The organism is Pseudomonas sp. 05N434 (assembly GCF_056396965.1).
Map to the genome: position 1 here is coordinate 1 of NZ_JBFTMK010000028.1, position 21,876 is coordinate 21,876.

The following is a 21,876-nucleotide window of genomic DNA, read 5'->3' on the forward strand; positions in this document are numbered from 1 at the left end:
GTCGCAATCCTGCAAGCTCGATTTGTCTGAATAATCGTGGTGCCTCATTTAGGGTTGCTTCGCAACCCAGCGGGAGCAAGCTCCCTCGCCACAAGTATTGTGTTTAGCAAACTCTTTCCTTAACAGAACAGCTCAACCGCCACTCATGTTCATGAACCGCACAATCTGCACCTCCCCTTCGGGGTTGAAGTCGTGGCGCAATGGCTTGCCGCGCAAAGCCTTTTGCACCGCATTGATCAGCGGCTGGTCGTCCAGCGGATAACGCCGCAGCAATCCACGCAAATCCAACGCGTCGTCCTGGCCCAGACAGAGCAAAAGCTTCCCTTCAACGGTCATCCGCACCCGGTTGCAGGTGCCGCAGAAGTTATGGCTGTTGGGTGAAATGAAACCGATCCGGGTATCGGGATGGCGTTCCAGACGCACATAGCGCGCCGGTCCGCCGCTGTTTTCAGTGCTGTCGAGCAACCGGTGACCACTGGCGATCAGCGCCCGGACCTCATCGCTGGAACAAAACGATTCACCCCGTGACCTGCCGACATCGCCCAACGGCATTTCTTCGATGAAACTGATATCGATGTGCTGATCGATGGCGTACTGCACCAACGCCGGGACTTCATCGAAGTTGCGCCCCTTCATCACCACGCAGTTGAGCTTGATCCGCTCAAACCCCGCGTCCCGCGCCGCTTCAATGCCACCCAGCACYTGATCGAGATCGCCGTTGCGTGTGATTGCGCGAAACTTCTGTCCGTCCAGACTATCGAGGCTGATGTTCATTCGCTTGACGCCTGCCTCCGCCAACGGCCGGGCCAGACGGCCCAACTGCGAGCCGTTGCTGGTCATCACCAGTTCGCGCAAACCGGGCAATGCGGCGATGTTGCGGCACAGTTCGACAATGCCCGGACGAATCAGCGGCTCGCCGCCGGTGAGGCGGATTTTGCGGACGCCCAACCCGACGAACAACGTTGCCAGGCGCTGCAATTCCTCCAGCGTCAGGACCTGCTGACGCGGCAGGAAGGTCATGTTTTTCGCCATGCAATACACACAGCGAAAATCACAACGGTCCGTCACCGACATCCGCAGATAATCGATCTGCCGTCCAAAACCATCCTGCATGACAGCGTTCATCACATCTCCCGGTTTGTCTCGATGCTCACTGCACCAGCGGTGAGTCGGCGCCCTGCAAGTGGATGCCACGAATATCCGCCGCTCCGATCAGGGTTTGCAGGTACTGCACCAGCGCTTTTTGCCAGACGCCCTGCTGCAACTGCGTGCGGATCGCCGTCGACACCACTTCATAAGGCAACGGCATGCCTTCAATCCGCTGATCGACACTCACCACATGCCAGCCGTAGCGACTTTCCAGCGGTTTACTGGCCAGGCCGGGCGCCAGCGTGAACAGCTGACGCTCCAGTTCCGGCACGGTCTGGCCCTTGCTGATCTGCCCCAGAGAACCGCCTTGAGCCTTCGACGGGCAGGCCGAATATTTCACCGCCAGCTCGGCGAAACTGCCGGGGAAATCCTCCAGACGTTGCAGCAATATCTCGGCCTGAGCATGCGCAAGGCTGCGAGCCTCGACATCATCCGGCGCGCACTCGAGCAGGATGTGTCGCACCGCCAGCAACGGCGCGCTGTGAAAGCGCCCGCGATTGTTTTCGTAGTAGCGCAGGCTGGTTTCCTCGTCGCACTGCGGCACGTGCACCTCGCGTTCGAGCAACAAACGCGTGGCCGCTTCTTCTTCGTTCTCACCAGCGCCGATCTCCAGCGCCAGGCCGAGTTCGGCAATGCGCTGCTGCAACAATTCGCGGATCACCAGTGCCCTGGCGGCCAGATAGACCGCCTCTTCACGGCTTTCGGCCGGGTGATATTGCAGCTGCTGGGCCATTGCCTCAGGCGTGATCGACACCCCGTTGACGCTGATGATCGGCCACTCCTGTTCGCTGCTGGCGATCAACTGCACCGGGGCGTCTTCGGCCGCCGCCGGCTCGACCGGCAGTGCTTCAAACTGCGCGATGTCGACAACTTCCGGCACCGTAAGCTCTGCATTTTTAGAAGAACCGCAGCCACCGCTGCCGCCGTTACCGCCGCCACATCCACATCCACCTGACATGATGTTCTCCTCAGACTTTCTGCCGAACGATTTGATAACGACGCCCCAGGTACCAGATCGGTGCACTGACGATGTGTACGAGACGGGTGAAGGGGAACAACACGAACAGGGTCAAGCCTAGAAACACATGCAGCTTGTAGGTCAGCCCGACCGGCGCAATGGACGCCGCCGCTTCCATCGGCCGCAACAGCACGGTGTTCTGCGCCCAGTCGGCGAGCATCACCATCACCGAACCGTCCATGTGCGCGGTGGACGCTGCAATCGTCAGCAAACCGAGCAGCAACTGCACCAGCAGCACCAGCAGAATCAAAATGTCCGAAGCGCTGGAGGCGGCACGTACCCGAGGATCGGTGAGCCGCCGATTGACCAGCATCAGCAAGCCGATCAGGCACAGCAGGCCGAAGAGCCCGCCGGAGACCATCGCCAGCAACTGCTTGTTCTCGGTGCTGATCACATGGTGATAAACCGATGCAGGCGTCAGCAGGCCGACGAAATGCCCGGCCAGTACAAACAGCACACCGATGTGGAAGAGGTTGCTCGCCACGCGCATGCCGCGCTGGTTGAGCATCTGGCTGGAGCCAGCCTTCCAGGTGTACTGCGACAGATCGAAACGGGCCCAACTGCCAATCAGGCAAATCGCCAAAGCGACATAGGGATAGATCCCGAACAACAACAGGTTCCATTTAGACATTGCCTACCTCCTTGGCTGGCACGGTGGCCAACCCTTCATGCTGAAAATCCACCCAGTGCAACGGCACGGCGCTTTCTTCCCGGGCCTTGCCCGGGGCGCCAGGCAACGAACTGCAACGGTCTTGCTGTTCGGCCTGGAGAAAGTCCACGGCCTCCTCTTCCCAGATCTTGTCGAGGGCTTCGAGGGAGTCGTCGCGCGGTTCCGACGCCACCTGCGCCCGCAGGTCGGCCACCGCCTGATGCGGCTCGGCCCCGGCGATTTGCAGCAACGCCCGGAAGCAACTGGCATAGGCGCTTTCGCGCTCTTCCAGACGCGCCGCGAGCAAGGCCAGCAAGTGCGAAACATCCGCCAGGCCCTCGCGGGCCTCGAGGTCTTCGCGGGTGGACAGGAACTCCAGGTACAGCGGGATATAGTCCGGCAGCTCCTTGACGCCGATGGCAAAACCGGCGGCTTCGTATTGCGCCATCATGTCGACCATGGCCTGGCCACGATCGCGGGATTCGCCGTGCACATGCTCGAACAACAGCAACGACAGCGAACGCCCCCGGCCGAACAGCGCGCCGTAGTGCTCCTGCCCGTCCATCAGGTCATTGGCGCAGATCAACTCCAGCAATTCGAACAACGCACCGCGCTGTTTAGGGCTGATTTCCCGTGACTGGATAATCGCTTGCTCCAGTTCGTCGCGCCCGCCAATCAGCGTCTCGGTCGGATAGTCGAGCAGCAGCGAAATCACTTTGAGAATTTGCATGCTCATTCCTCCCACAACTGGACGGTTTTCAGGACGTCGCGGCGGTTGGCTTTCTTCGCTCCGAACATGTTGGTGTCGGAGCTGCCGCTGCAACCGCTGCCGAAACTGAAGCCGCAACCGGAGCGCTCGGCAAAGGCGTCGCTCATGGCGTCTTCACGGTGGGCACTCGGTACCACAAAGCGGTCTTCATAGTTGGCAATCGCCAGGTAGCGATACATCTCTTCGACCTGGGCCACGCTCAAGCCGACGTCCTTCAACACTTGCAGGTCCTGAACGCCATCGACTTGCTCGGAACGTTTGTAGGCGCGCATCGCCAGCAAGCGTTTAAGTGCGCGCTTGACCGGTTTTTCATCGCCCGCTGTCAGCAGGTTCGCCAGGTACTTCAGTGGAATACGCAGGCTGTCGACATCCGGGATCACCCCGTTCATGCCCACGGTGCCGGCAGTGGCGGCGTTCTGGATCGGCGACAGCGGCGGCACGTACCAGACCATTGGCAAGGTGCGGTATTCCGGGTGCAGCGGCAGTGCGAGTTTCCAGTCCACGGCCATTTTGTAGACCGGCGAACGCTGGGCGGAATCAATCACCGACTGCGGTACGCCATCGGCCAGGGCCTGGCGAATCACTGCCGGGTCATTCGGATCGAGGAAGATCTCCAGTTGTTTCTCGTACAGGTCTTGCTCATTGGCGGTGCTCGCCACTTCGCTGATGCGGTCGGCGTCATACAGCAGCACACCGAGGTAACGGATACGCCCGACACAGGTTTCGGCGCAAACAGTCGGCATCCCGGCTTCGATACGCGGGTAGCAGAAGATGCACTTCTCGGACTTGCCGCTTTTCCAGTTGAAATAGATCTTCTTGTACGGGCAGCCGCTGATGCACATCCGCCAGCCACGGCATTTTTCCTGGTCGATCAGCACAATGCCGTCTTCTTCACGCTTGTAGATCGCCCCGCTCGGGCACGACGCTGCGCACGCCGGGTTGAGGCAGTGCTCGCACAGGCGCGGCAAATACATCATGAAGGTGTTTTCGTATTCGCCGTAAATGTCCGCCTGGATCTTGTCGAAGTTCTTGTCCTTGCGGCGCTTGGCGAATTCGGTGCCGAGGATTTCTTCCCAGTTCGGGCCCCATTCGATTTTCTCCATGCGCTTGCCAGAGATCAGCGAACGCGGGCGCGCAGTGGGCTGATGCTCGCCCAGCGGCGCGGTATGCAGGTGCTGGTAATCGAAGTCGAACGGTTCGTAGTAATCGTCGAGGCTCGGCAGGTCCGGGTTGGCGAAAATATTCGCCAAGACCCGGAATTTACCGCCGATGCGCGGGTTGATCGTGCCGTTGGCATTGCGGATCCAGCCGCCCTTCCACTTGTCCTGGTTTTCCCATTCTTTCGGGTAACCGATGCCGGGTTTCGATTCGACGTTGTTGAACCAGGCGTATTCCATGCCTTCGCGGCTGGTCCAGACGTTCTTGCAGGTAATCGAACAAGTGTGGCAACCGATGCACTTGTCCAGGTTCAGCACCATGCCGATCTGTGAGCGAATCTTCATCTCAGTTCTCCTCGATATCGGTCGGCAGAGGACGCGGCAGGTCATCGCCGTTTGAGCCATCGAGCCAGTCGACTTTGGCCATTTTGCGTACCACGACGAATTCATCGCGGTTGCAACCGACCGTGCCGTAATAGTTGAAACCGTAGGCCTGCTGTGCATAGCCGCCGATCATGTGGGTCGGTTTGAGCACCACGCGGGTGACCGAGTTGTGGTGGCCGCCACGGGTCTTGGTGGTTTCCGAACCAGGCACGTTCACGATCCGTTCCTGGGCGTGGTACATCATCACCATGCCGTCCTTGACCCGCTGGCTGACCACCGCTCGTGCGGTCAGCGCGCCGTTGGCGTTGAAGCATTCGATCCAGTCGTTGTCTTCGATGCCGGCGCGTTTCGCGTCGTTCTCCGAGAGCCAGACAATCGGCCCGCCGCGGCTGAGGGTCAGCATCAGCAGGTTGTCGCTGTAAGTGCTGTGGATGCCCCATTTCTGGTGCGGAGTAATCCAGTTCAGGACGATTTCGGTCTCGCCGTTGCTGCGCTTGCCTTTCACCCCTGCAATGGTGCGGGTGTTGACCGGCGGGCGGTAACTCATCAGTTGCTCGCCGAATGCCTGCATCCACGGGTGATCCTGGTAGAACTGCTGGCGACCGGTGATGGTGCGCCATGGGATGGCTTCGTGAACGTTGGTGTAGCCGGCGTTGTAGCTGACGTGATCGTCTTCGAGACCCGACCAGGTAGGGCTGGAAATGATCTTGCGCGGCTGCGCCTGAATGTCGCGGAATCGGATCGCCTCGTGTTCCTTGGATAACGCCAGGTGGCTGTGATCGATGCCGGTAAATTCCGACAACGCAGCCCAGGCCTTGACGGCGACGTGGCCATTGGTTTCCGGCGCCAGGGACAGAATCACTTCAGCAGCATCGATCGCCGAGTCGATTTTCGGCCGACCATGACTGATCCCGGCAGCCCCTTCGCGGTGATTGAGCGCACCGAGGAATTTCACTTCGGCGTCGGTGTTCCAGTTGATGCCCTTGCCACCGTTACCGTGTTTTTCCAGCAATGGCCCCAGCGAGGAAAACTGCTTGTAAATGTTCGGGTAATCACGCTCCACCACATGCAGGTTCGGCGCGTTCTTGCCTGGCACCGGGGCCACGCCGGCGCTTTTCCAGTCGGTGCCGCCAAAAGGTTGAGCCAGTTCACCGACGCTGTCGTGCATCAGCGGGATGGTCACCAGGTCCTTCTCAACGCCCAGATGCCCTTCAGCCATGCTGGAAAAGGCCTTGGCGATGCCTTTGTAGATTTCCCAGTCGGAACGCGATTCCCACGCCGGGTCGATGGCGGCCGACAACGGGTGAATGAACGGGTGCATGTCCGAGGTGTTCATGTCGTCCTTTTCGTACCAGGTCGCGGTCGGCAAGACGATGTCGGAATAGACGCAGGTCGAGGACATGCGGAAATCCAGCGTGGTGACCAGATCGAGCTTGCCGATGGCGCCCTCGTCCACCCATTCGGCTTCTTCGGGTTTGCAATCGCCGACCTGGCCGATGTCTTCGTTCATCACCCCGTTCTTGGTGCCGAGCAGGTACTTGAGCATGTACTCGTGGCCCTTGCCCGAGGAGCCCAGCAGATTGGAACGCCAGATAAACATGTTGCGCGGGAAGTTCACCGGGCTGTCCGGCTGTTCGCAGGAGAAGCGCAGCGAGCCGTCTTGCAGCGACTTGACCACGTAGTCTTTCGGGTCCATGCCGGCTGCCGCGGCATCGCGGCAAATGTGCAGCGGGTTGGTGTTGAGTTGCGGTGCGCTGGGCAACCAGCCGGCGCGTTCGGCACGGATGTTGTAGTCCAGGGCATGCTCGGGAAACTGTGATTTATCGGCCAGCGGCGAGAGCACGTCGTGCATGCTCATCTTCTCGTGGCGCCATTGCGAACTGTGGGCGTAGAAGAAGCTGGTGCCGTTCATCTGCCGTGGCGGACGGTTCCAGTCCAGGCCGAACGCCAGGGGCAGCCAGCCGCATTGCGGACGCAGTTTTTCCTGACCGACATAGTGCGCCCAACCGCCACCGGTCTGGCCGACACACCCGCAGAGCATGAGCATGTTGATCAGCCCGCGGTAGTTCATGTCCATGTGGTACCAGTGGTTCATCGCCGCGCCGACGATGATCATCGAGCGCCCCTTGGTCTTGTCGGCGTTATCGGCGAACTCGCGGGCGATCTGGATCGCTTTCTCGCGGCTGACGCCGGTGATCTGCTCCTGCCAGGCCGGGGTGCCGGGTACGCTTGCGTCGTTGTAGTCCTTGGCGACGTTAGCGCCACCCAGGCCACGATCGATCGCCAGATTGGCGGCCGACAGGTCGAACACAGTGGCGACTTTGGCCACACTGCCATCGGCCAGTACCACGTTGTGCACCGGCACGCGGCGGTATTGCACGGCATCGCCAGCGACGTGCTGGAAGTGCTCGTGGGACTCGCCAGCGAAATACGGGAACGCCACTTCGGCGATGTCATCGCCGATCAGGCTCAGCTTCAGATCGATCTCACGCCCTTCGCCGCCTTCACGAGGCAGGATGTTCCACTTGCCCTTCTCGCCCCAGCGATAACCGATGGAGCCCTGAGGAGAAACCAGTTCACCGCTGACATCCAGCGCGATGGTTTTCCATTCCGGGTTGTTTTCCTGGCCGAGGTTGTCGGTAAGGTCCGAGGCGCGCAAGAAACGGTCCGGCTGGTAACCGGCGCCCGGCGCCTTGTCGACCATTTGTTTGAGCAGCACCAGCACCGGCAAATCGGTGAAGCGCTTGGCGTAGTCGGTGAAATACGCGCTCGGTTTGTCCAGGTGAAACTCTTTGAAGATCACATGATTGAACGCCTGGGCCAGCGCCGCATCGGTACCCTGCTTGGGGTTGAGCCACAGGTCGGTGAGCTTGGCGACTTCCGAGTAGTCGGGGGTGATGGCGACGGTCTTGGTGCCCTTGTAACGGACTTCGGTAAAAAAGTGCGCATCGGGGGTACGGGTCTGCGGGACGTTGGAGCCCCAGGCAATGATGTAGTTGGAGTTGTACCAGTCGGCCGATTCCGGCACGTCGGTTTGCTCGCCCCAGACCATCGGCGAGGCCGGTGGCAAGTCGCAGTACCAGTCATAGAAACTCAGGCACGCACCGCCGATCAGCGACAGATAACGCGAACCCGCGGCATAGCTGACCATCGACATGGCCGGAATCGGCGAGAAACCGACGATCCTGTCCGGGCCGTATTGCTTGATGGTGTAGACGTTGGACGCGGCAATGATCTCGTTGACTTCCTCCCAGTTGGAGCGAATGAAGCCCCCCATGCCGCGCTTGCTTTTATAGGAGTCGGCCTTGGCCTTGTTCTCGACAATGCTGGCCCAGGCTTCCACCGGCGCCATGGTCTGCCGCGCCTCGCGCCAGAGCTTGAGCAACGGCTTGCGGATTTTCGGGTACTTGAGGCGGTTGGCGCTGTAGATGTACCAGCTGTAACTGGCGCCACGCGGGCAACCGCGGGGTTCGTGGTTAGGCAAATCGTTGCGAGTGCGCGGGTAATCGGTCTGCTGGGTTTCCCAGGTGATCAGGCCGTTCTTGACGTAGATTTTCCACGAGCACGAGCCGGTGCAGTTCACCCCATGGGTGGAACGCACGATCTTGTCGTACTGCCAGCGCGAACGGTAGACGTTCTCCCAGTCGCGAGACTCTTTGCGAGTCTCTCCATGACCATCGGAAAACTCGTTTTGCTTGCGATTGAAAAACCGCAGTTGATCCAGTAAATGACTCACGGTGTGTCCTCTCAGGCTTGCTGCGGGGTTCTGCGCCCCGCCCACGCAATGGTTGGATTCAGGTCGTCTCAGCAGGGTGTCGCGGCGCCTTTGCGCGCGTACCACCACCAGGTCACCACGATGCAGCTCAGGTAAAAAACGACGAACATGTAGAAGGCCATCTCAGGGCCGCCGGTCTGGGCCATCGAAGTGCCGAAGGATTTGGGAATGAAGAACGCACCGAAGGCGCCCATGGCCGAACTGAAGCCCAGGACGGCGGCCGATTCCTTGCCGGCATCCTTGAGCGCCTGTTCACGCACGGCTGGCGATTTCCCGGCCGAGGCTTTTTCGTGCTGCGTGCGGAAGATCACCGGGATCATCCGGAAGGTGGAGCCGTTGCCCACGCCAGTGGTGATGAACAGCAGCATGAACAAGCCGAGGAAGCCGTAGAAGCTGCCGCCCGCGCCGTTCTGCGGCAAGAAGTGCATCACGCCGAAGACCATCGCGATCATMGCCACGAAGTTCCACAGGGTCACTTTCGCGCCACCGAGCTTGTCCGCCAGCCAGCCACCCAATGGCCGCACCAGAGCGCCAACCAGTGGGCCGAGGAAGGCGAATTTCAAGGCAATGACATCCGGAAAGGAGGTTTTGATCAGCAGCGGAAACGCGGCGGAAAAGCCGATGAACGAACCGAAGGTCGCCAGGTACAACCAGCACATCAGCCAGTTGTGCTTGCGCTTGAAGATCACCGCCTGTTCGCTGAACGAGGCCCGGGCGCTGGACAGGTCATTCATGCCGAACCAGGCCAACACTGTCACCAGGACGATAAATGGCACCCAGATGAACCCGGCGTTCTGCAGCCACAACTGACCGCCGTCCGGCAACGCTTGCGGCGAGCCACCCATGAAGCCGAACACACCGAAGGTAATCACCAGCGGCACGCAGAACTGCATCACCGAGACGCCCAGGTTGCCCAGTCCGGCGTTGAGGCCCAGAGCTGTGCCCTGTTGGGACTTGGGATAGAAGAAGCTGATGTTGGACATGCTCGAGGCGAAGTTGCCGCCACCGAAACCGCAGAGCAAGGCAATCACTACGAACACGCTGTATGAGGTGCTCGGGTCCTGCACGGCGAAGCCCATCCAGATCGATGGCAACAGCAGCGACGCGGTGCTCAGGGCAGTCCAGCGCCGGCCGCCGAAGATCGGCACCATAAAGGAATAGAAGACCCGCAAGGTCGCACCGGACAGCCCCGGCAATGCCGCCAGCCAAAACAGTTGGTCGGTGGTGAAGCTGAAGCCGATGGCGTTCAAGCGCACAATCACCGTGCTCCAGACCATCCACACCGCAAAGGCCAACAACAGCGCAGGAATGGAAATCCACAAGTTGCGAGTGGCGGTCTGTTTGCCGCTACTTCCCCAGAACGCGGGGTCCTCGGGGCGCCAGTCATGAATGACCGGGCCTTTGTCAGGCGTTTGCAGAACGGACATGTTCTTCTCCTTGGGCAATGCTGGAAATCGGGGACGGGATCAGCAGCGGCTCTTTACCAAGCACCGGGCTTTTGCGTATTTCGCTGAAGTACATCCAGGTGAGGGAGACCCAGACCACGCCGTACATCAACATGAAGCAGGAAGAGCGCACGCCGGTGAGGTCCACCAGGGCGCCGAACAGGATCGGCAGCACGAAACCGCCCAGGCCACCCGCCAGGCCAACGATGCCGGACACCGCGCCCATGTTTTTCGGGTATTCATTGGCGATGTATTTGAAAACCGAGGCCTTGCCGAATGCGAAGGCGATGCCCATGACGAACAGCAGCACGGTGAACAACGCGGGGCTCAGGCCAATGTGGAAATCCAGCGGGCCGTCGATGGTCTGCACTTGCAGTTGGGTCTGGGGATACGAGAGCAGGAACAGGCAGATCCAGCTGACCCACAACACCCACCAGGTCACGCTTTGCGCCCCCCAGCGATCCGACATCCAACCGCCGACGGCACGCAGTACGCCGCCGGGCAGGGAAAAACAGGCCGCCAGCAGCGCCGCGCTTTGCAAGCTGAAACCGTATTCCTGCACGTAGTACTTGGTCATCCACAGTGCCAGGGCAACGTAGCCGCCGAAGACGATCGAGTAGTACTGGCAGTAGCGCCACACCGCAGGATCTTTCAGTGAGCGCAGTTGCTCACGCAAGCTGGCGCCCGTGGCACTACGATGGCCCTTGTTTTCTGAGGTCAGGAACCAGAACAGCAGCGCAGTGATAAACAAGATCGCACTGAAGACTTTCGGCACCAGCTGCCAGCTGCCGGCGGCGATCAGCGCCGGGGCCAGGAACTTGGTCACCGCCGACCCGGCGTTACCGGCACCGAAGATGCCCATGGCGAAGCCCTGGTTCTCCTTGTCGAACCATTTGGCGACGTAGGCAATCCCAACGGAAAACGAGCCACCGGCCAGGCCGACGAACAAACCCAGTACCAGGAACTGCCAGTAGGCGGTGGCGTGACTGATCAAGTACAGCGGCGTGACGCAAGTCAGCATCAGCAGGAAAAACACGCAGCGCCCGCCAAATCGGTCGGTCAGCAACCCCAGCGGCAAACGCACCAGCGAGCCGGTCAGCACCGGGGTCGCGGCCAGCAGGCCGAATTGGGTTTCGTTGAGCTGGAGCAATTCCTTGATCGGCACGCCGAGCACGGCAAACATCATCCAGACCATGAAGCACACAGTGAAGGCCAGCGTGCTCATGCCCAGCACCAAGCCTTGTCGTACACGCGGTTGGGTCACAATGCTCTCCCGTCAATTAGCCATGGCGGCAGACTAGAGAGGCAAACCCCGCAAAAACTTGACCCAGGTCAACGATGCCCATGAGGGCCTAAGCCTATGCTTAGCCCGCCTACCTCCAAGGAGGTAGTGCAAGAAAACCTTGAAAACCTTTATTTATCAGCTTGTTAAGGGTTTCAACCCACGCTTTTGCCGACAAGGAACTGTCGACAACTCTTTAGAGGTAGCTCGCCCAGGAACGGCGGCAAAACCCCACGCTGGAACGTGCATGCTCTGTTTTCTTATCGCTTTCCCGGACCTGCGCCGATGATCCGCTGGTTGCGCAGCTCCCTGCCCGCTCGCGCCGGGCTGGCGGTGATCCTGATCGCCGTGCTGGCGCTCGCCAGTTCATTGAGCGCCGGGCTGATCGCCTGGTTCAGCCAGGGCGATGCCGCTGCCATCAACACCGCAGGCTCGGTGCGCATGGAGACCTATCACCTGAGCTGGAAACTCGCCGCTGGCGTCGCCGACGAAGAAATCACCACCATCATCGACAGCCTGCAAAACCGCTTGGACAGCCACTCTCTCAAAGCGGTACTGGAAGATGGCCCGACCACCGCATTGCAACTCAGTTATGGGCAAATCCAGCAACACTGGAATGAGGATTTGCGTCCGGCCCTGGAGCGCGGCGATGCGGCGGCCTTTCAGGCTCAGGCGCAGTCCTTCGTTGAGCAACTGAACCAGTTCGTCGATCTGTTGCAGCGCCAAAGCGAACAAAAGCAAGGTTGGCAACAGGCGATCCAGGGCCTGGCCCTGTTCACCACCATGATCGTCCTGCTGCTCGGGCTCTACGAACTGCAGTACGGCGTCGTTACCCCTTTGAAGGAGTTGGTGGATGCAACCCAGCGCTTTCGTCGCGGCGACTTCAAGGTGCGGGTCAACCAGCAGTCCGAGGATGAGCTGGGCCAGTTGGCCATGAGTTTCAACACCATGGCCGAGACGATCGAAGAGTCGCATCGCACCCTGGAAAGTCAGGTCCGGCAAAAAACCCTGAACCTGCAACAAGCCAATGCCGCCCTGGAGCTTCTGTATCAAAGCAGCCGAAGCCTGGCCACACGCCTGGCCAATGCCGAAGGCCTGGATGAGTTGATTCGGCGCTTCCAGCAACGCCTGCCCGGCTTGCGCCTGTCGCTGTGCCTGCAGGGACAGTTGCAGGCACCGGCCCAGCAGTTGCTCGCCCTGCATGGCGCGAACATCCGGGAAGTCTGTGCCAGCAGCGACTGCGCCACGTGCCAGCGACACCCTAAAACCAACCCGCAAATCTTCAGCATCAGCAACCAGGGCAGTGAACTGGGGGAACTCAAGGCGCACTTTGTCGACGGGCACCCCATGCAAGCCTGGGAAACCCAACTGATCCAGGCCCTGGCCAATCTGATCGGCACCTCGCTCTCGCTCAAGCGTCAACGGGAACAGGATCATCGCCTGCTGCTGCTCGAAGAACGCACGATCATCGCCCGCGAGCTGCACGATTCACTGGCCCAGGCCCTGTCCTACATGAAGCTGCAAGTCAGCCGCATGCAAACCCTGATGCGCCGGGGCGAACCGGTCCAGACCCTGGAAACCGTCACCAGCGAATTGCGCGAGGGACTGAACAATGCCTATCGCCAGTTGCGCGAGTTGCTGACCACGTTTCGCTTGCAGATTCACGACGCGGGACTGGTACAGGAACTCAAGGACACGGCCGAGGAGTTTTCCCGTCGCGGAGAACTCCAGGTGCACCTGCACGTCGACACGCTGGCCTTTCAGCTATCGGCCAGCGAACAAATCCACATTTTGCAGATCACCCGCGAGGCGCTCTCCAACTGCCTGCGCCACGCCCATGCGCAAAACGCCTGGCTGCAACTGCGCCAGGATGGCGAGACCGTCAGGTTGTCGGTCGAAGACGACGGGCGTGGGTTCAGTGGCAATGTCGACCAGCGCGAACACCACGGCCTGAACATCATGGATGAGCGGGCTCGCAGCCTGCGCGGCCAACTGCAGATATTTTCCAGGGAGCCCCAAGGCACCCGTGTCCAACTGGAATTCCACCCGGAGTTTCTCGGGCAGCAAACAGAAGGTAGCGCCACATGACCCCGTCCCCACAACACAAAATCCTGCTGGTAGACGATCACCCGATGATGCGTCACGGCATTCGCCAGATGCTCGAACTCGAAGATGATTTCCTGATCGTCGGCGAAGCCAGCCAGGGTGAAGAAGCACTCAGTCTGATTGAGCCGCTTCAGCCGGACCTGGTTTTGCTCGACAACAACATGCCGCAAATGAATGGCATCGAAACCCTGCGCCGGCTACGAGCCATGCACTACACCGGCAAAGTCCTGCTGTTTACGGTATCGGACGCCGAAGACGATATTCGCGATGCATTGCGCCTGGATGCCGACGGCTATCTGCTCAAGGACATGGAGCCCGAACTGTTGATTCAGTACATCCGCGATGCCCTGAACGGCGCGCTGGTGATCAGCCCGGGACTGACCCAAGTCATGGCGCAAGCACTGCGTGCTCCTGCGCGTCAGGCCGTGGTGGAACTGACCGAGCGTGAGCGTCAGGTGCTGAAAACCATCGCCAGCGGCTTCAGCAACAAGGTCATCGGGCACAAACTGGGCATCACCGAAGGCACGGTCAAGGTTCACGTCAAAAACCTGTTGCACAAACTCGGCTTGCGCTCACGAGTAGAGGCGGCGGTGTGGGCCATGGAACATCTGCGCAACGCCGGCTGAAGGGTATTCCTCTTTGGAGGTAGGCCTGCAGAGGCATAGGTCATCGAGCCTGCGCTCTCTACTATGGTCGTCAGCGGAGGTACGCCATGCTGACTCACCCTTCCATCGTTTTAACGTTGCGCCGTCATCATCTGTTCAGCCAACTGCCGGAGAAAGTCTTCGAGGAAGTCTGCAGCCTGGCCATGCTCAAACGCCTGAGTTGTCACAGCACGCTCATGCATCAAGGGGATCCGGCAAGGCGTTTTTTCCTGCTGGTCAGCGGCCAGGTCAAGTTGTACCGGCTCACCGGCGAAGGCCAGGAGAACCTGGTGGAGATCATTCAGCCCGGCCAGACTTTTGCCGAAGCCTTGCTGTTCAGCCAGGCTCGTCTGTATCCGGTGAGCGCCACCGCGCTGAAGGACAGCGTGCTGGTGAGCATCGACGGCAACCATTACCGCAATGCCCTGGAGGACCAGCCAAAAGTCTGCCTGGCTATCCTGGCGAGCATGAGTGTGCACCTGCACCTGCGTCTGCGCGACATCGATACCTTGACCATGGCCAGTGCGAGCCGTCGGGTGATCAATTTCCTGTTCCAGGAACGCCACCCGGTGACCGGCCAGATTGTCTTGCAGATGTCCAAACGCCTGGTGGCGTCGAAGCTGGGAATTCAGCCGGAAACCTTTTCGCGGATACTGCATCGCCTGGTGGAAAGCGGCCTGATTGCCATGGAACGACGCCACATCAGCATCCTCGCTGAAGAGGAACTGGCCGCTTTCCAATAGCCGGAATTGACCGTCATCAAGGTACCCATCCACACCTCTTGCACACTGACAGAGCCCATCCACGGAGAGTGCAAATGCCCCGTTCAACCCTGCCTTTGGTTTACTCCTGCTCAGGCTGCTCCAACGTCGCCCAACTGGCCAACACCCTGGCCGTGCGCCTGGATCGCAGTGGTCTCGCTGAAATGTCCTGCATCGTTGGTGTCGGCGGGCATGTGGCAGCGCTGGTCAACAAAGCGCGCTCGGGGCGCCGGATCTTCGCGCTGGACGGCTGCCCGCTGCAATGCGTCGAGAACTGCCTCAAGCAACATGGCCTGCACGCGGACGTGCACCTGATCCTCAGCCACTACGGGCTGCGCAAACGCTATGGCGAGGACTGCACGCTGGCGCAGAGTGATGAGTTGTTTGAAGGGATCAGGCAGTTGATTGCCAGTGATGCCCGACAGCACGGAAGCCGCCAGTAAACGATTAATGCTGTTCACTTAAGCAATTTCAGCCGCGACGCATTCCTTGTAGCAGCTGCCGAAGGCTGCGTTCGGCGGCGAAGCCGTCGTCAAACCAGTGATTGCGGCGTGTCAGGCAGACCGCACTAGCCGGATTCACGACGGCTTCGCCGCCGAACGCAGCCTCGCAGGCTCGACAGCTGCTACAGATCGCATTACGGCTTAAGTGAACAGCATTACAGTAAACGATGGCCTGAGGGCCAACGAAAATCCAACTGTGGGAGCGGCGGTGCGACGATTCGACCTGCTCGCTCCCACATTTAATCTACGTTGGTCATCCCGCCGCCAAGCCCTTCCCCGCCCGCTCCAGATTGCGCCACAACCACACAGGCAGAACATCGGGGTCAAGGCTGTCGATCAGGTTCTTCAGCGCCAGCCCCAGTTCGGTATCGCCCTCGATGACCAGTCGCCGGCGAAAGAACAACGTGTCCGGATCTTCCTGACGGCTGGCCAGCAATAAAAATTCGCGCCAGTTACCGCTGATGGTCACGTTCGCCGTAGCGTGCTCGGCAATCCGCAAGCCCTGACGACTGAGTGTCAGGTACCAGGACAAACCCAGGTCCGGAATCCGCAAGCACAGCCAGCGCCCGCGCAGCACTTCGAACTCGCCCTCGCGCAATGGCTCGGCGAGGCAGCGATTCAGCGTCTGCTGCAACGCCAGGCGCTGCACGGCAAAAGGCACCCGGCGCACCAGTGGCAACAACCGGTCGGCGCCTTTCAACAGCCACTTCTTTCGATTCAGCACAGGCCAACCTCCTCGACGCGCAGCATGCCGGCCTGACCATGCCAATAGCCATTGCAACCTTCGACGAACAGCGGCGGTGTTTCGCCCAGACGAACCCGTTGATAGGCCGCGATCACTTCGTCCATGCCCTGAGCACGAGGGCTCAAGCGCAACAGATCGGCACCACAGGCCACCAGTCCGGCGTAATCGGYCAGCAGGTTGGTCACCTCGGCCGACATCGTTTGAATACCGTTAAGGGTAAACAGTGGTTGCCCCTCCTGGCTGGTCAGCGCCAGGCCATCGGGGTAGTTGATGCAGCAGAACCGGCAGTCGTCCTTGGGCCGGTTTTCTGCACGGGCAGTGAAGCAGCGGGCGGAATAGGCCAACGGCAGATGCCCATAGGCGAAGATTTCAACTTCCGGCACTGCACGGCCCAGCTCGCGCACTTGCCCGATCACGTCGCTGATCAGCGTCGCCGAACACTCCACGGGCGGCACCCAGCGAGTCATTCCGCTGTCGAGTAATTGTGCCAATGAGTGGCCGTTGTACAGATTGAGCGCCGGGCCGCCCACGAAAGGTAACTTGCGCTCGGCCAGGAAATGCACCGCGCCCATGTCGTTGGCCTCCACCAACAACTCGCCGTTGTCGCACAGCCGGCGCAGGCTGGAGAGAGCCCCAGCCATTGATCCAGGGAAAAGGCCCGGCGTTTGGAGCACACGGTTTCCCCCAGATAAATCACGTCCAGGGGCACGGTCGACATGTCGGCGTAAAAGTTGCTGAGTTGCTCTTTGTCCCAATAAAACAGGACCGGTCCCAGGCTGAGCTTCATGTCGCGTCCCTCATTGCCATGATCGATGATAAGCGCCCAGGGTGGTCTGGCTGCCTTCGGACAAACCGGCCAGCACCTGACGCCATTCTTCCTTGACCCGAAAACTGCCGGGCGCGCCACGGTGAGCATCCAATGCCGCGCGCCAGACCCGGGTGACTTGTTCGACATACGCCGGGCTGCGTTGGCGGCCCTCGATTTTCACCGCTTCGACGCCAATGGCCGTCAATTCCGGGAGCAAGTCCAGGGTGTCGAGGCTGGTGGGCTCCTCCAGCGCATGAAAGCGTTTGCCATCGACCAGAAAACGGCCTTTGCACAAGGTCGGGTAACCGGCCGATTCGTCAGGGGTGTAGCGATCGATCAGCACTTCGCTGAGGCGCGCGCTCAAGCCTTCGGCGTCCTCGCTCCAACGCACGGCTTTGGCTGGCGAACAGACACCGCACAGGTTCGGCGACTCACCGGTAATGTAGGAAGACAGGTGGCAACGCCCTTCGGCCATGATGCACAAGCTGCCGAAGCCAAAGACTTCGATGGGCACCGAGCTGCTGGCGGCGACTTGACGTACCTGCGCCAACGACAACACCCGTGGCAATACCGCGCGACGAATGCCGTAGCGCTGCGCATAAAATTCCAGCGCCGCGGCATGGGTTGCCGACCCCTGAACCGACAGATGCAGGGCCAATTGCGGGTGACGCTGACTGGCATAGTCGAGCACCCCGGGGTCGGCGGCGATCAGCGCATCGACGCCGAAATCGGCGGCACGATCCACCGCCCGTTGCCAGCGCTCCCACCCCTTGGGTTGTGGGTACGTGTTGACCGCGACGTAGAGTTTGCGTTGATGTTGGCGGATGTGGGCGACGGCGGCGTCGAACTGTTTGTCGTCCATGTTCAACCCCGCGAAATGCCGGGCATTGGTGTCATCGCGAAAGCCGACATACACGGCATCGGCGCCTTGGCGCACCGCCGCTTTAAGCGCAGGCAGATTCCCTGCCGGGCAGACCAGTTGCATGGGTAATCCTCATCAAAAAGCGCAGTCCGGAGCCTGATCAGCCATGGTTGGAATGCGCTTGTGGCGAGCGAGCTTGCTCCGGGCGGCGTTCCGACGCTGGACTGCGCAGCAGGCCTGAATAACAGGGCCGCTTCGCGACCCAGCGGGAGCAAGCTCCCTCGCCACACAGTCTAGCCAGACCGGCAGGCACAGCCTTGACGGCAATCAATTGCCATCACTGCATCAGGTCGGCGAAGGACAGGAACATCACGTTGTCGTGCTTGAGCACTTGCTGCTCGCACTCGATCACCGCCAGCCCGTCGGCCCAGCACGCGGCGGTCAACATGGCCGAGCTTTGCTGAGGGTGCAGTTCCACACTCAACTGGCCATCGGCACCGGGAATCAACCTGGCCCGCAGGTATTGTCGACGCTTGTTACGCTGCAACCAGTCGAACCCGGCGGGTACAGCCAACGGCACTGGCAGCACGTCAGTCACGCCCTGGGCCCGGAGCAGGAACGGACGCACCACCACCAACGCGGTAATCAGCGCCCCTGACGGGTTTCCCGGCATACCGATCCACGGTTTACCGGCCACTTCGCCATAGGCCAATGGCTTACCCGGCTGGATGGCCAGCCGCCAGAAATCCACACTGCCCAGTTCCTCGATGGCCTGTTTGAGGTGATCTTCCTCGCCGACCGACACGCCACCGGAGCTCAACAGCAAGTCGCATTCCGAAGACGCCAGGCTCAAGGCATGCCGGCTGGCCACCAACTCATCGGCCATGACGCCATAGTCATGCACCTCGACGCCCCAGCCGCGCAACAACGCAGCAAGGCAATACCGGTTGCTGTTGTAGATCTGCCCCGGTGCCAAGGAATCGCCCGGCTCGCGCAGTTCATTACCGCTGCTGAGCAGGCACACTTGCAACGGCCTATAGACCTCGACCCGGGCGATCCCGGCGCCGGCCAGCAACCCCAGTTCTTGTGCGCGCAGGCGTTTGCCAGCCTTGAGCAGCAGATGCCCGCGGCGAACTTCCTCCCCTTCCTTGCGCACGTGATCGCCAACGGCTACGGGCGGGAACCAGACTCGCTCGCCTTCGACCCGGCAGCGCTCTTGCGGCACGACGGTATCGGCACCCGGTGGCAATGGCGCGCCGGTAAAGATCTGCACCGTTTGCTGCGCAAGCAAGGGCGAGCGCGCCTGATCCCCCGCCGCAATTCGCCCGCCAATCGTCAAACAGCCACCTTCCGCTGGCAGGTCACCAGCCCTGAGGGCATACCCGTCCATGGCACTGTTGTCCCAGGCCGGCAGGTTCACCGGGCAATGAATGTCCACCGCCAGCACCCGCCCCATGGCCTGGTCCAGACGGACCATTTGCGCCAGGGGTGGTGGTGGCGCCTGGTCGAGCAGACGGCTGATGGCCTCGTCCACGGGCATCAGGTTGCCGAGGTCGCACACCCGGCCGCTCATGAGCGTGTCTCGCAGGCGTCGATGACCCGCTGTGCTTGCGCTTTCAAATGCGGGGCGAAGTTACACGGGCCGGTGCGACTGTCCAGTTGCTCGAGCAGAATCTTGTTCCAGGCAGTCCGGCAGGCACCCGGTGAGCCAGGAACGCAGCACACCAGTACACCGTTACTCATCCCGGCCAGTGCCCGGGACTGCAGACTGGACATGCCAATCTCCTCCAGCGACACCTGGCGGAACAATTCGCCGAAGCCTTCCACATGTTTGTCCAGCAGTGGCAGCACCGCTTGCGGTGTGTTGTCACGAGCGGTGAAACCGGTGCCGCCAGTCATCAATATGACTTGCACCCGGGGGTCGGCGATCCACTGGGAGACCGTTGCGCGGATCTGATAAATGTCGTCCTTGACCAGGCCACGATCGATCAGCACATGCCCGGCCGTTTGCAGCAAATCCGCCAGGGTCTGTCCTGAAGTGTCGGTGTCAAAGGTGCGCGTATCGCTGATGGTCAGTACGGCGATGTTCAGGGGTTCAAACGTGCGTTGCGTCAGATGGGCCATATCCAGGCTTTCCCGTAGATGAGGGTATGGCCCAAAGCCTGAACCGGAATAGCGAACGAGCCTATTCCTCCAAGGAGGTACCTCGTCGGGGTCTATGGATTAATGGGGGACTCAAGCCCGTAGCAGCTGCCGCAGGCTGCTACGGGGGAACTTACTCGTCGCTCAAGGCGCCAAGCGGCGCCGTTGCCATGCACCATCTCGCAACCGGTAATCGAGACGGTCATGCAAGCGGTCGGCACGGCCCTGCCAGAACTCCAGACGTTCAGGGTGCAGGCAATAACCGCCCCAATGTTCGGGGCGCGAGACGGTCTGGCCAACGAAGCGCTTGATGGTCTGCGCCAACATCGACTCCAGCGCGGCACGACTGGCCAACGGACGACTTTGCGGTGAAGCCCAGGCGCCCAGGCGACTGGCCATCGAGCGGGAATCGAAGTATGCATCCGAGAGTTGCGGGTCGAGCCTGGACACCTGGCCTTCGATGCGCACTTGACGCTCCAGCCCTGGCCAGAAAAACGTCATGGCGGCATAGGGATTGACCGCCAGCTGCTGCCCCTTGTCGCTCTGGTAATTACCGAAAAAAGTAAAACCTTCATCGCTCAAGCCTTTGAGCAACAGCACACGGCAGTGCGRCCGCCCTTCATCATCGACCGTCGCCAGCACCATGCTATTGGCTTCGACAGGTGCGCACTCGGTGTCGCGGGCCTGTTGCAGCCATTGCCGGAACATCGCCAACGGATCGTCCAGCGCAGCCTCATCTTGCAGGCCATTAAGGGTGTAGTTACGGCGCATTTGGGCCAGGGACAGGGGCATGACGGTGATCTCCGGAAGGTTTTGCGCAGTGTGCGAGGCACTGCGCGATACCACCTTGACCGCCATCAACACCGAGGGTCGAAGCGACAACGCCCTGACCTACTTCAGACGCAGGCGCCGCGCCAGTTTGTGCAAATTGCTGGGGTCGACTTCCAGCATTCGCGCGGCGCTGGCCCAGTTGTCCCCGGACAGGCTCAGGGCCTCGAGGATCTTCTTGCGCTGGTAATCATCGACGGCTTCGCCCAGGGGCTGGAACGGCAGATCAACCGTAATGTCCCGGGATGGCTCGACCTCTGCCCCCGATGCTGCCACCGGGCTGTCGAGATCGAGAACCTCTGGCTCCAGCGTCATGATCGATGTGCGACTCGTCCCGCGACTGAGCTGCTTCAACGCGGCCCGACTGATGACATGCTCCAGTTCGCGCACATTGCCCGGCCAGGTGTATGCCAGCAAGGCTCGCTCCGCCGCCGGCGACAAACGCAAACCTCGCAGGCCGAGCCGCGCCCGATTGAGCTCCAGAAAATGCCCGGCCAGCATCAACACATCGTGACCACGCTCGCGCAGCRCTGGAATCGGCACCGGGTACACCGAGAGGCGGTGATACAGATCGGCGCGAAACAAGCCATCGCGGATGCTGTCCGGCAGGTGCCGATTGGTGGCGGCGATGATGCGCACATCGACGTGCAACGGCTTGTCGGCGCCCAGGCGCTGGATCTCGCCGTTTTGCAGGGTGCGCAGCAATTTCGCTTGCACACTCAAGGGCAACTCCCCGACTTCATCGAGAAACAGCGTGCCACCGTTGGCGGCGTCGAAGCGTCCGGCACGGTCACTCGTAGCACCGGAAAAGGCGCCTTTGACATGCCCGAACAACTCACTCTCTGCCAG

General features: G+C 60.8%; 18 protein-coding genes and 1 pseudogene. 4 read left to right on the forward strand and 15 right to left on the reverse strand.

What is annotated here, in order from left to right; genetic code table 11:
* Nucleotides 1-132: 132 nt before the first annotated feature.
* The 8 genes from moaA to AC1DLB_RS03400 all read right to left on the reverse strand — a co-directional run bounded on the left by moaA (nucleotide 133) and on the right by AC1DLB_RS03400 (nucleotide 11,610).
* The gene (gene moaA / locus AC1DLB_RS03365; RefSeq protein ID WP_477743997.1) at nucleotides 133-1,125 is read right to left on the reverse strand and encodes a GTP 3',8-cyclase MoaA; all 993 of its coding nucleotides are present in this window, start codon (nucleotides 1,123-1,125) and stop codon (nucleotides 133-135) included.
* Between the two features lie 25 nt (nucleotides 1,126-1,150).
* Nucleotides 1,151-2,107, reverse strand: a complete 957-nt coding sequence (locus AC1DLB_RS03370) for a peptidylprolyl isomerase (protein WP_477743996.1) — start codon at nucleotides 2,105-2,107, stop codon at nucleotides 1,151-1,153.
* Between the two features lie 10 nt (nucleotides 2,108-2,117).
* Entirely contained in the window at nucleotides 2,118-2,798 is a 681-nt protein-coding gene (gene narI, locus AC1DLB_RS03375) for a respiratory nitrate reductase subunit gamma (protein ID WP_018927813.1), read from the reverse strand.
* Nucleotides 2,791-3,546: a nitrate reductase molybdenum cofactor assembly chaperone gene (gene narJ / locus AC1DLB_RS03380; protein ID WP_138867333.1), complete on the reverse strand. Its 756-nt coding sequence runs from the start codon at nucleotides 3,544-3,546 to the stop codon at nucleotides 2,791-2,793. The genes narI and narJ overlap by 8 nt, the downstream gene beginning before the upstream one ends.
* Nucleotides 3,547-3,548: 2 nt before the next feature.
* Nucleotides 3,549-5,087: a nitrate reductase subunit beta gene (narH, locus tag AC1DLB_RS03385; protein WP_018927811.1), complete on the reverse strand. Its 1,539-nt coding sequence runs from the start codon at nucleotides 5,085-5,087 to the stop codon at nucleotides 3,549-3,551.
* A 1-nt stretch (nucleotide 5,088) separates the two neighbouring features.
* The gene (locus tag AC1DLB_RS03390) at nucleotides 5,089-8,862 is read right to left on the reverse strand and encodes a nitrate reductase subunit alpha (protein ID WP_477743995.1); all 3,774 of its coding nucleotides are present in this window, start codon (nucleotides 8,860-8,862) and stop codon (nucleotides 5,089-5,091) included.
* Nucleotides 8,863-8,930: 68 nt separating this feature from the next.
* Nucleotides 8,931-10,328: a NarK family nitrate/nitrite MFS transporter gene (locus tag AC1DLB_RS03395; protein WP_111454555.1), complete on the reverse strand. Its 1,398-nt coding sequence runs from the start codon at nucleotides 10,326-10,328 to the stop codon at nucleotides 8,931-8,933.
* On the reverse strand, nucleotides 10,306-11,610 hold the full coding sequence (locus AC1DLB_RS03400) for an MFS transporter (RefSeq protein WP_477743994.1): 1,305 nt from the start codon (nucleotides 11,608-11,610) through the stop codon (nucleotides 10,306-10,308). The genes AC1DLB_RS03395 and AC1DLB_RS03400 overlap by 23 nt, the downstream gene beginning before the upstream one ends.
* A 303-nt stretch (nucleotides 11,611-11,913) precedes the next feature.
* Between AC1DLB_RS03400 and AC1DLB_RS03405 the strand changes: the two genes are divergently transcribed.
* From AC1DLB_RS03405 to AC1DLB_RS03420, 4 genes are all read left to right on the forward strand, one after another.
* Complete coding sequence (locus tag AC1DLB_RS03405; protein WP_477784604.1) at nucleotides 11,914-13,716, forward strand: HAMP domain-containing protein; 1,803 nt, start codon at nucleotides 11,914-11,916, stop codon at nucleotides 13,714-13,716.
* Nucleotides 13,713-14,360, forward strand: coding sequence for a two-component system response regulator NarL (narL, locus tag AC1DLB_RS03410; RefSeq protein WP_018927806.1), 648 nt, complete (start codon nucleotides 13,713-13,715; stop codon nucleotides 14,358-14,360). Before AC1DLB_RS03405 ends, narL begins: the two co-directional genes overlap by 4 nt.
* Before the next feature lie 86 nt (nucleotides 14,361-14,446).
* Entirely contained in the window at nucleotides 14,447-15,121 is a 675-nt protein-coding gene (locus AC1DLB_RS03415; protein ID WP_019649064.1) for a Crp/Fnr family transcriptional regulator, read from the forward strand.
* A 74-nt stretch (nucleotides 15,122-15,195) separates the two neighbouring features.
* The gene (locus AC1DLB_RS03420; RefSeq protein WP_064617227.1) at nucleotides 15,196-15,582 is read left to right on the forward strand and encodes a putative zinc-binding protein; all 387 of its coding nucleotides are present in this window, start codon (nucleotides 15,196-15,198) and stop codon (nucleotides 15,580-15,582) included.
* A 313-nt stretch (nucleotides 15,583-15,895) separates the two neighbouring features.
* Here AC1DLB_RS03420 and ubiT read toward each other — a convergent pair whose 3' ends face one another.
* The 7 genes and pseudogenes from ubiT to AC1DLB_RS03455 all read right to left on the reverse strand — a co-directional run.
* On the reverse strand, nucleotides 15,896-16,366 hold the full coding sequence (gene ubiT / locus AC1DLB_RS03425; RefSeq protein ID WP_018927803.1) for a ubiquinone anaerobic biosynthesis accessory factor UbiT: 471 nt from the start codon (nucleotides 16,364-16,366) through the stop codon (nucleotides 15,896-15,898).
* Nucleotides 16,360-17,174 (reverse strand): annotated as a pseudogene (locus AC1DLB_RS03430) (U32 family peptidase). The gene ubiT and the pseudogene AC1DLB_RS03430 overlap by 7 nt, the downstream one beginning before the upstream one ends.
* Before the next feature lie 10 nt (nucleotides 17,175-17,184).
* Nucleotides 17,185-18,180 carry a ubiquinone anaerobic biosynthesis protein UbiU gene (ubiU, locus tag AC1DLB_RS03435; protein WP_018927801.1) on the reverse strand — a complete coding sequence of 332 codons (996 nt, stop codon included), beginning with the start codon at nucleotides 18,178-18,180 and terminating at the stop codon, nucleotides 17,185-17,187.
* Nucleotides 18,181-18,394: 214 nt separating this feature from the next.
* On the reverse strand, nucleotides 18,395-19,630 hold the full coding sequence (locus tag AC1DLB_RS03440; RefSeq protein WP_192351175.1) for a molybdopterin molybdotransferase MoeA: 1,236 nt from the start codon (nucleotides 19,628-19,630) through the stop codon (nucleotides 18,395-18,397).
* Nucleotides 19,627-20,181, reverse strand: a complete 555-nt coding sequence (gene moaB / locus AC1DLB_RS03445) for a molybdenum cofactor biosynthesis protein B (protein WP_477743992.1) — start codon at nucleotides 20,179-20,181, stop codon at nucleotides 19,627-19,629. The genes AC1DLB_RS03440 and moaB overlap by 4 nt, the downstream gene beginning before the upstream one ends.
* 162 nt (nucleotides 20,182-20,343) lie before the next feature.
* The gene (gene pdxH / locus AC1DLB_RS03450) at nucleotides 20,344-20,991 is read right to left on the reverse strand and encodes a pyridoxamine 5'-phosphate oxidase (protein WP_477784606.1); all 648 of its coding nucleotides are present in this window, start codon (nucleotides 20,989-20,991) and stop codon (nucleotides 20,344-20,346) included.
* Nucleotides 20,992-21,090: 99 nt separating this feature from the next.
* Nucleotides 21,091-21,876, reverse strand: a 786-nt coding sequence (locus AC1DLB_RS03455; protein ID WP_477784605.1) for a sigma 54-interacting transcriptional regulator, incomplete at its 5' end; no start/stop codon positions are given.

Coding starts and splice junctions, on each gene's coding strand:
- AC1DLB_RS03370 (WP_477743996.1), bottom strand. CDS start 2,107: ATGTCAGGTGGATGTGGATGTGGCGGCGGTAACGGCGGCAGCGGTGGC.
- ubiU (WP_018927801.1), bottom strand. CDS start 18,180: ATGCAACTGGTCTGCCCGGCAGGGAATCTGCCTGCGCTTAAAGCGGCG.
- narL (WP_018927806.1), top strand. CDS start 13,713: ATGACCCCGTCCCCACAACACAAAATCCTGCTGGTAGACGATCACCCG.
- AC1DLB_RS03420 (WP_064617227.1), top strand. CDS start 15,196: ATGCCCCGTTCAACCCTGCCTTTGGTTTACTCCTGCTCAGGCTGCTCC.
- AC1DLB_RS03405 (WP_477784604.1), top strand. CDS start 11,914: ATGATCCGCTGGTTGCGCAGCTCCCTGCCCGCTCGCGCCGGGCTGGCG.
- AC1DLB_RS03440 (WP_192351175.1), bottom strand. CDS start 19,630: ATGAGCGGCCGGGTGTGCGACCTCGGCAACCTGATGCCCGTGGACGAG.
- moaB (WP_477743992.1), bottom strand. CDS start 20,181: ATGGCCCATCTGACGCAACGCACGTTTGAACCCCTGAACATCGCCGTA.
- narI (WP_018927813.1), bottom strand. CDS start 2,798: ATGTCTAAATGGAACCTGTTGTTGTTCGGGATCTATCCCTATGTCGCT.
- AC1DLB_RS03415 (WP_019649064.1), top strand. CDS start 14,447: ATGCTGACTCACCCTTCCATCGTTTTAACGTTGCGCCGTCATCATCTG.
- narJ (WP_138867333.1), bottom strand. CDS start 3,546: ATGCAAATTCTCAAAGTGATTTCGCTGCTGCTCGACTATCCGACCGAG.
- narH (WP_018927811.1), bottom strand. CDS start 5,087: ATGAAGATTCGCTCACAGATCGGCATGGTGCTGAACCTGGACAAGTGC.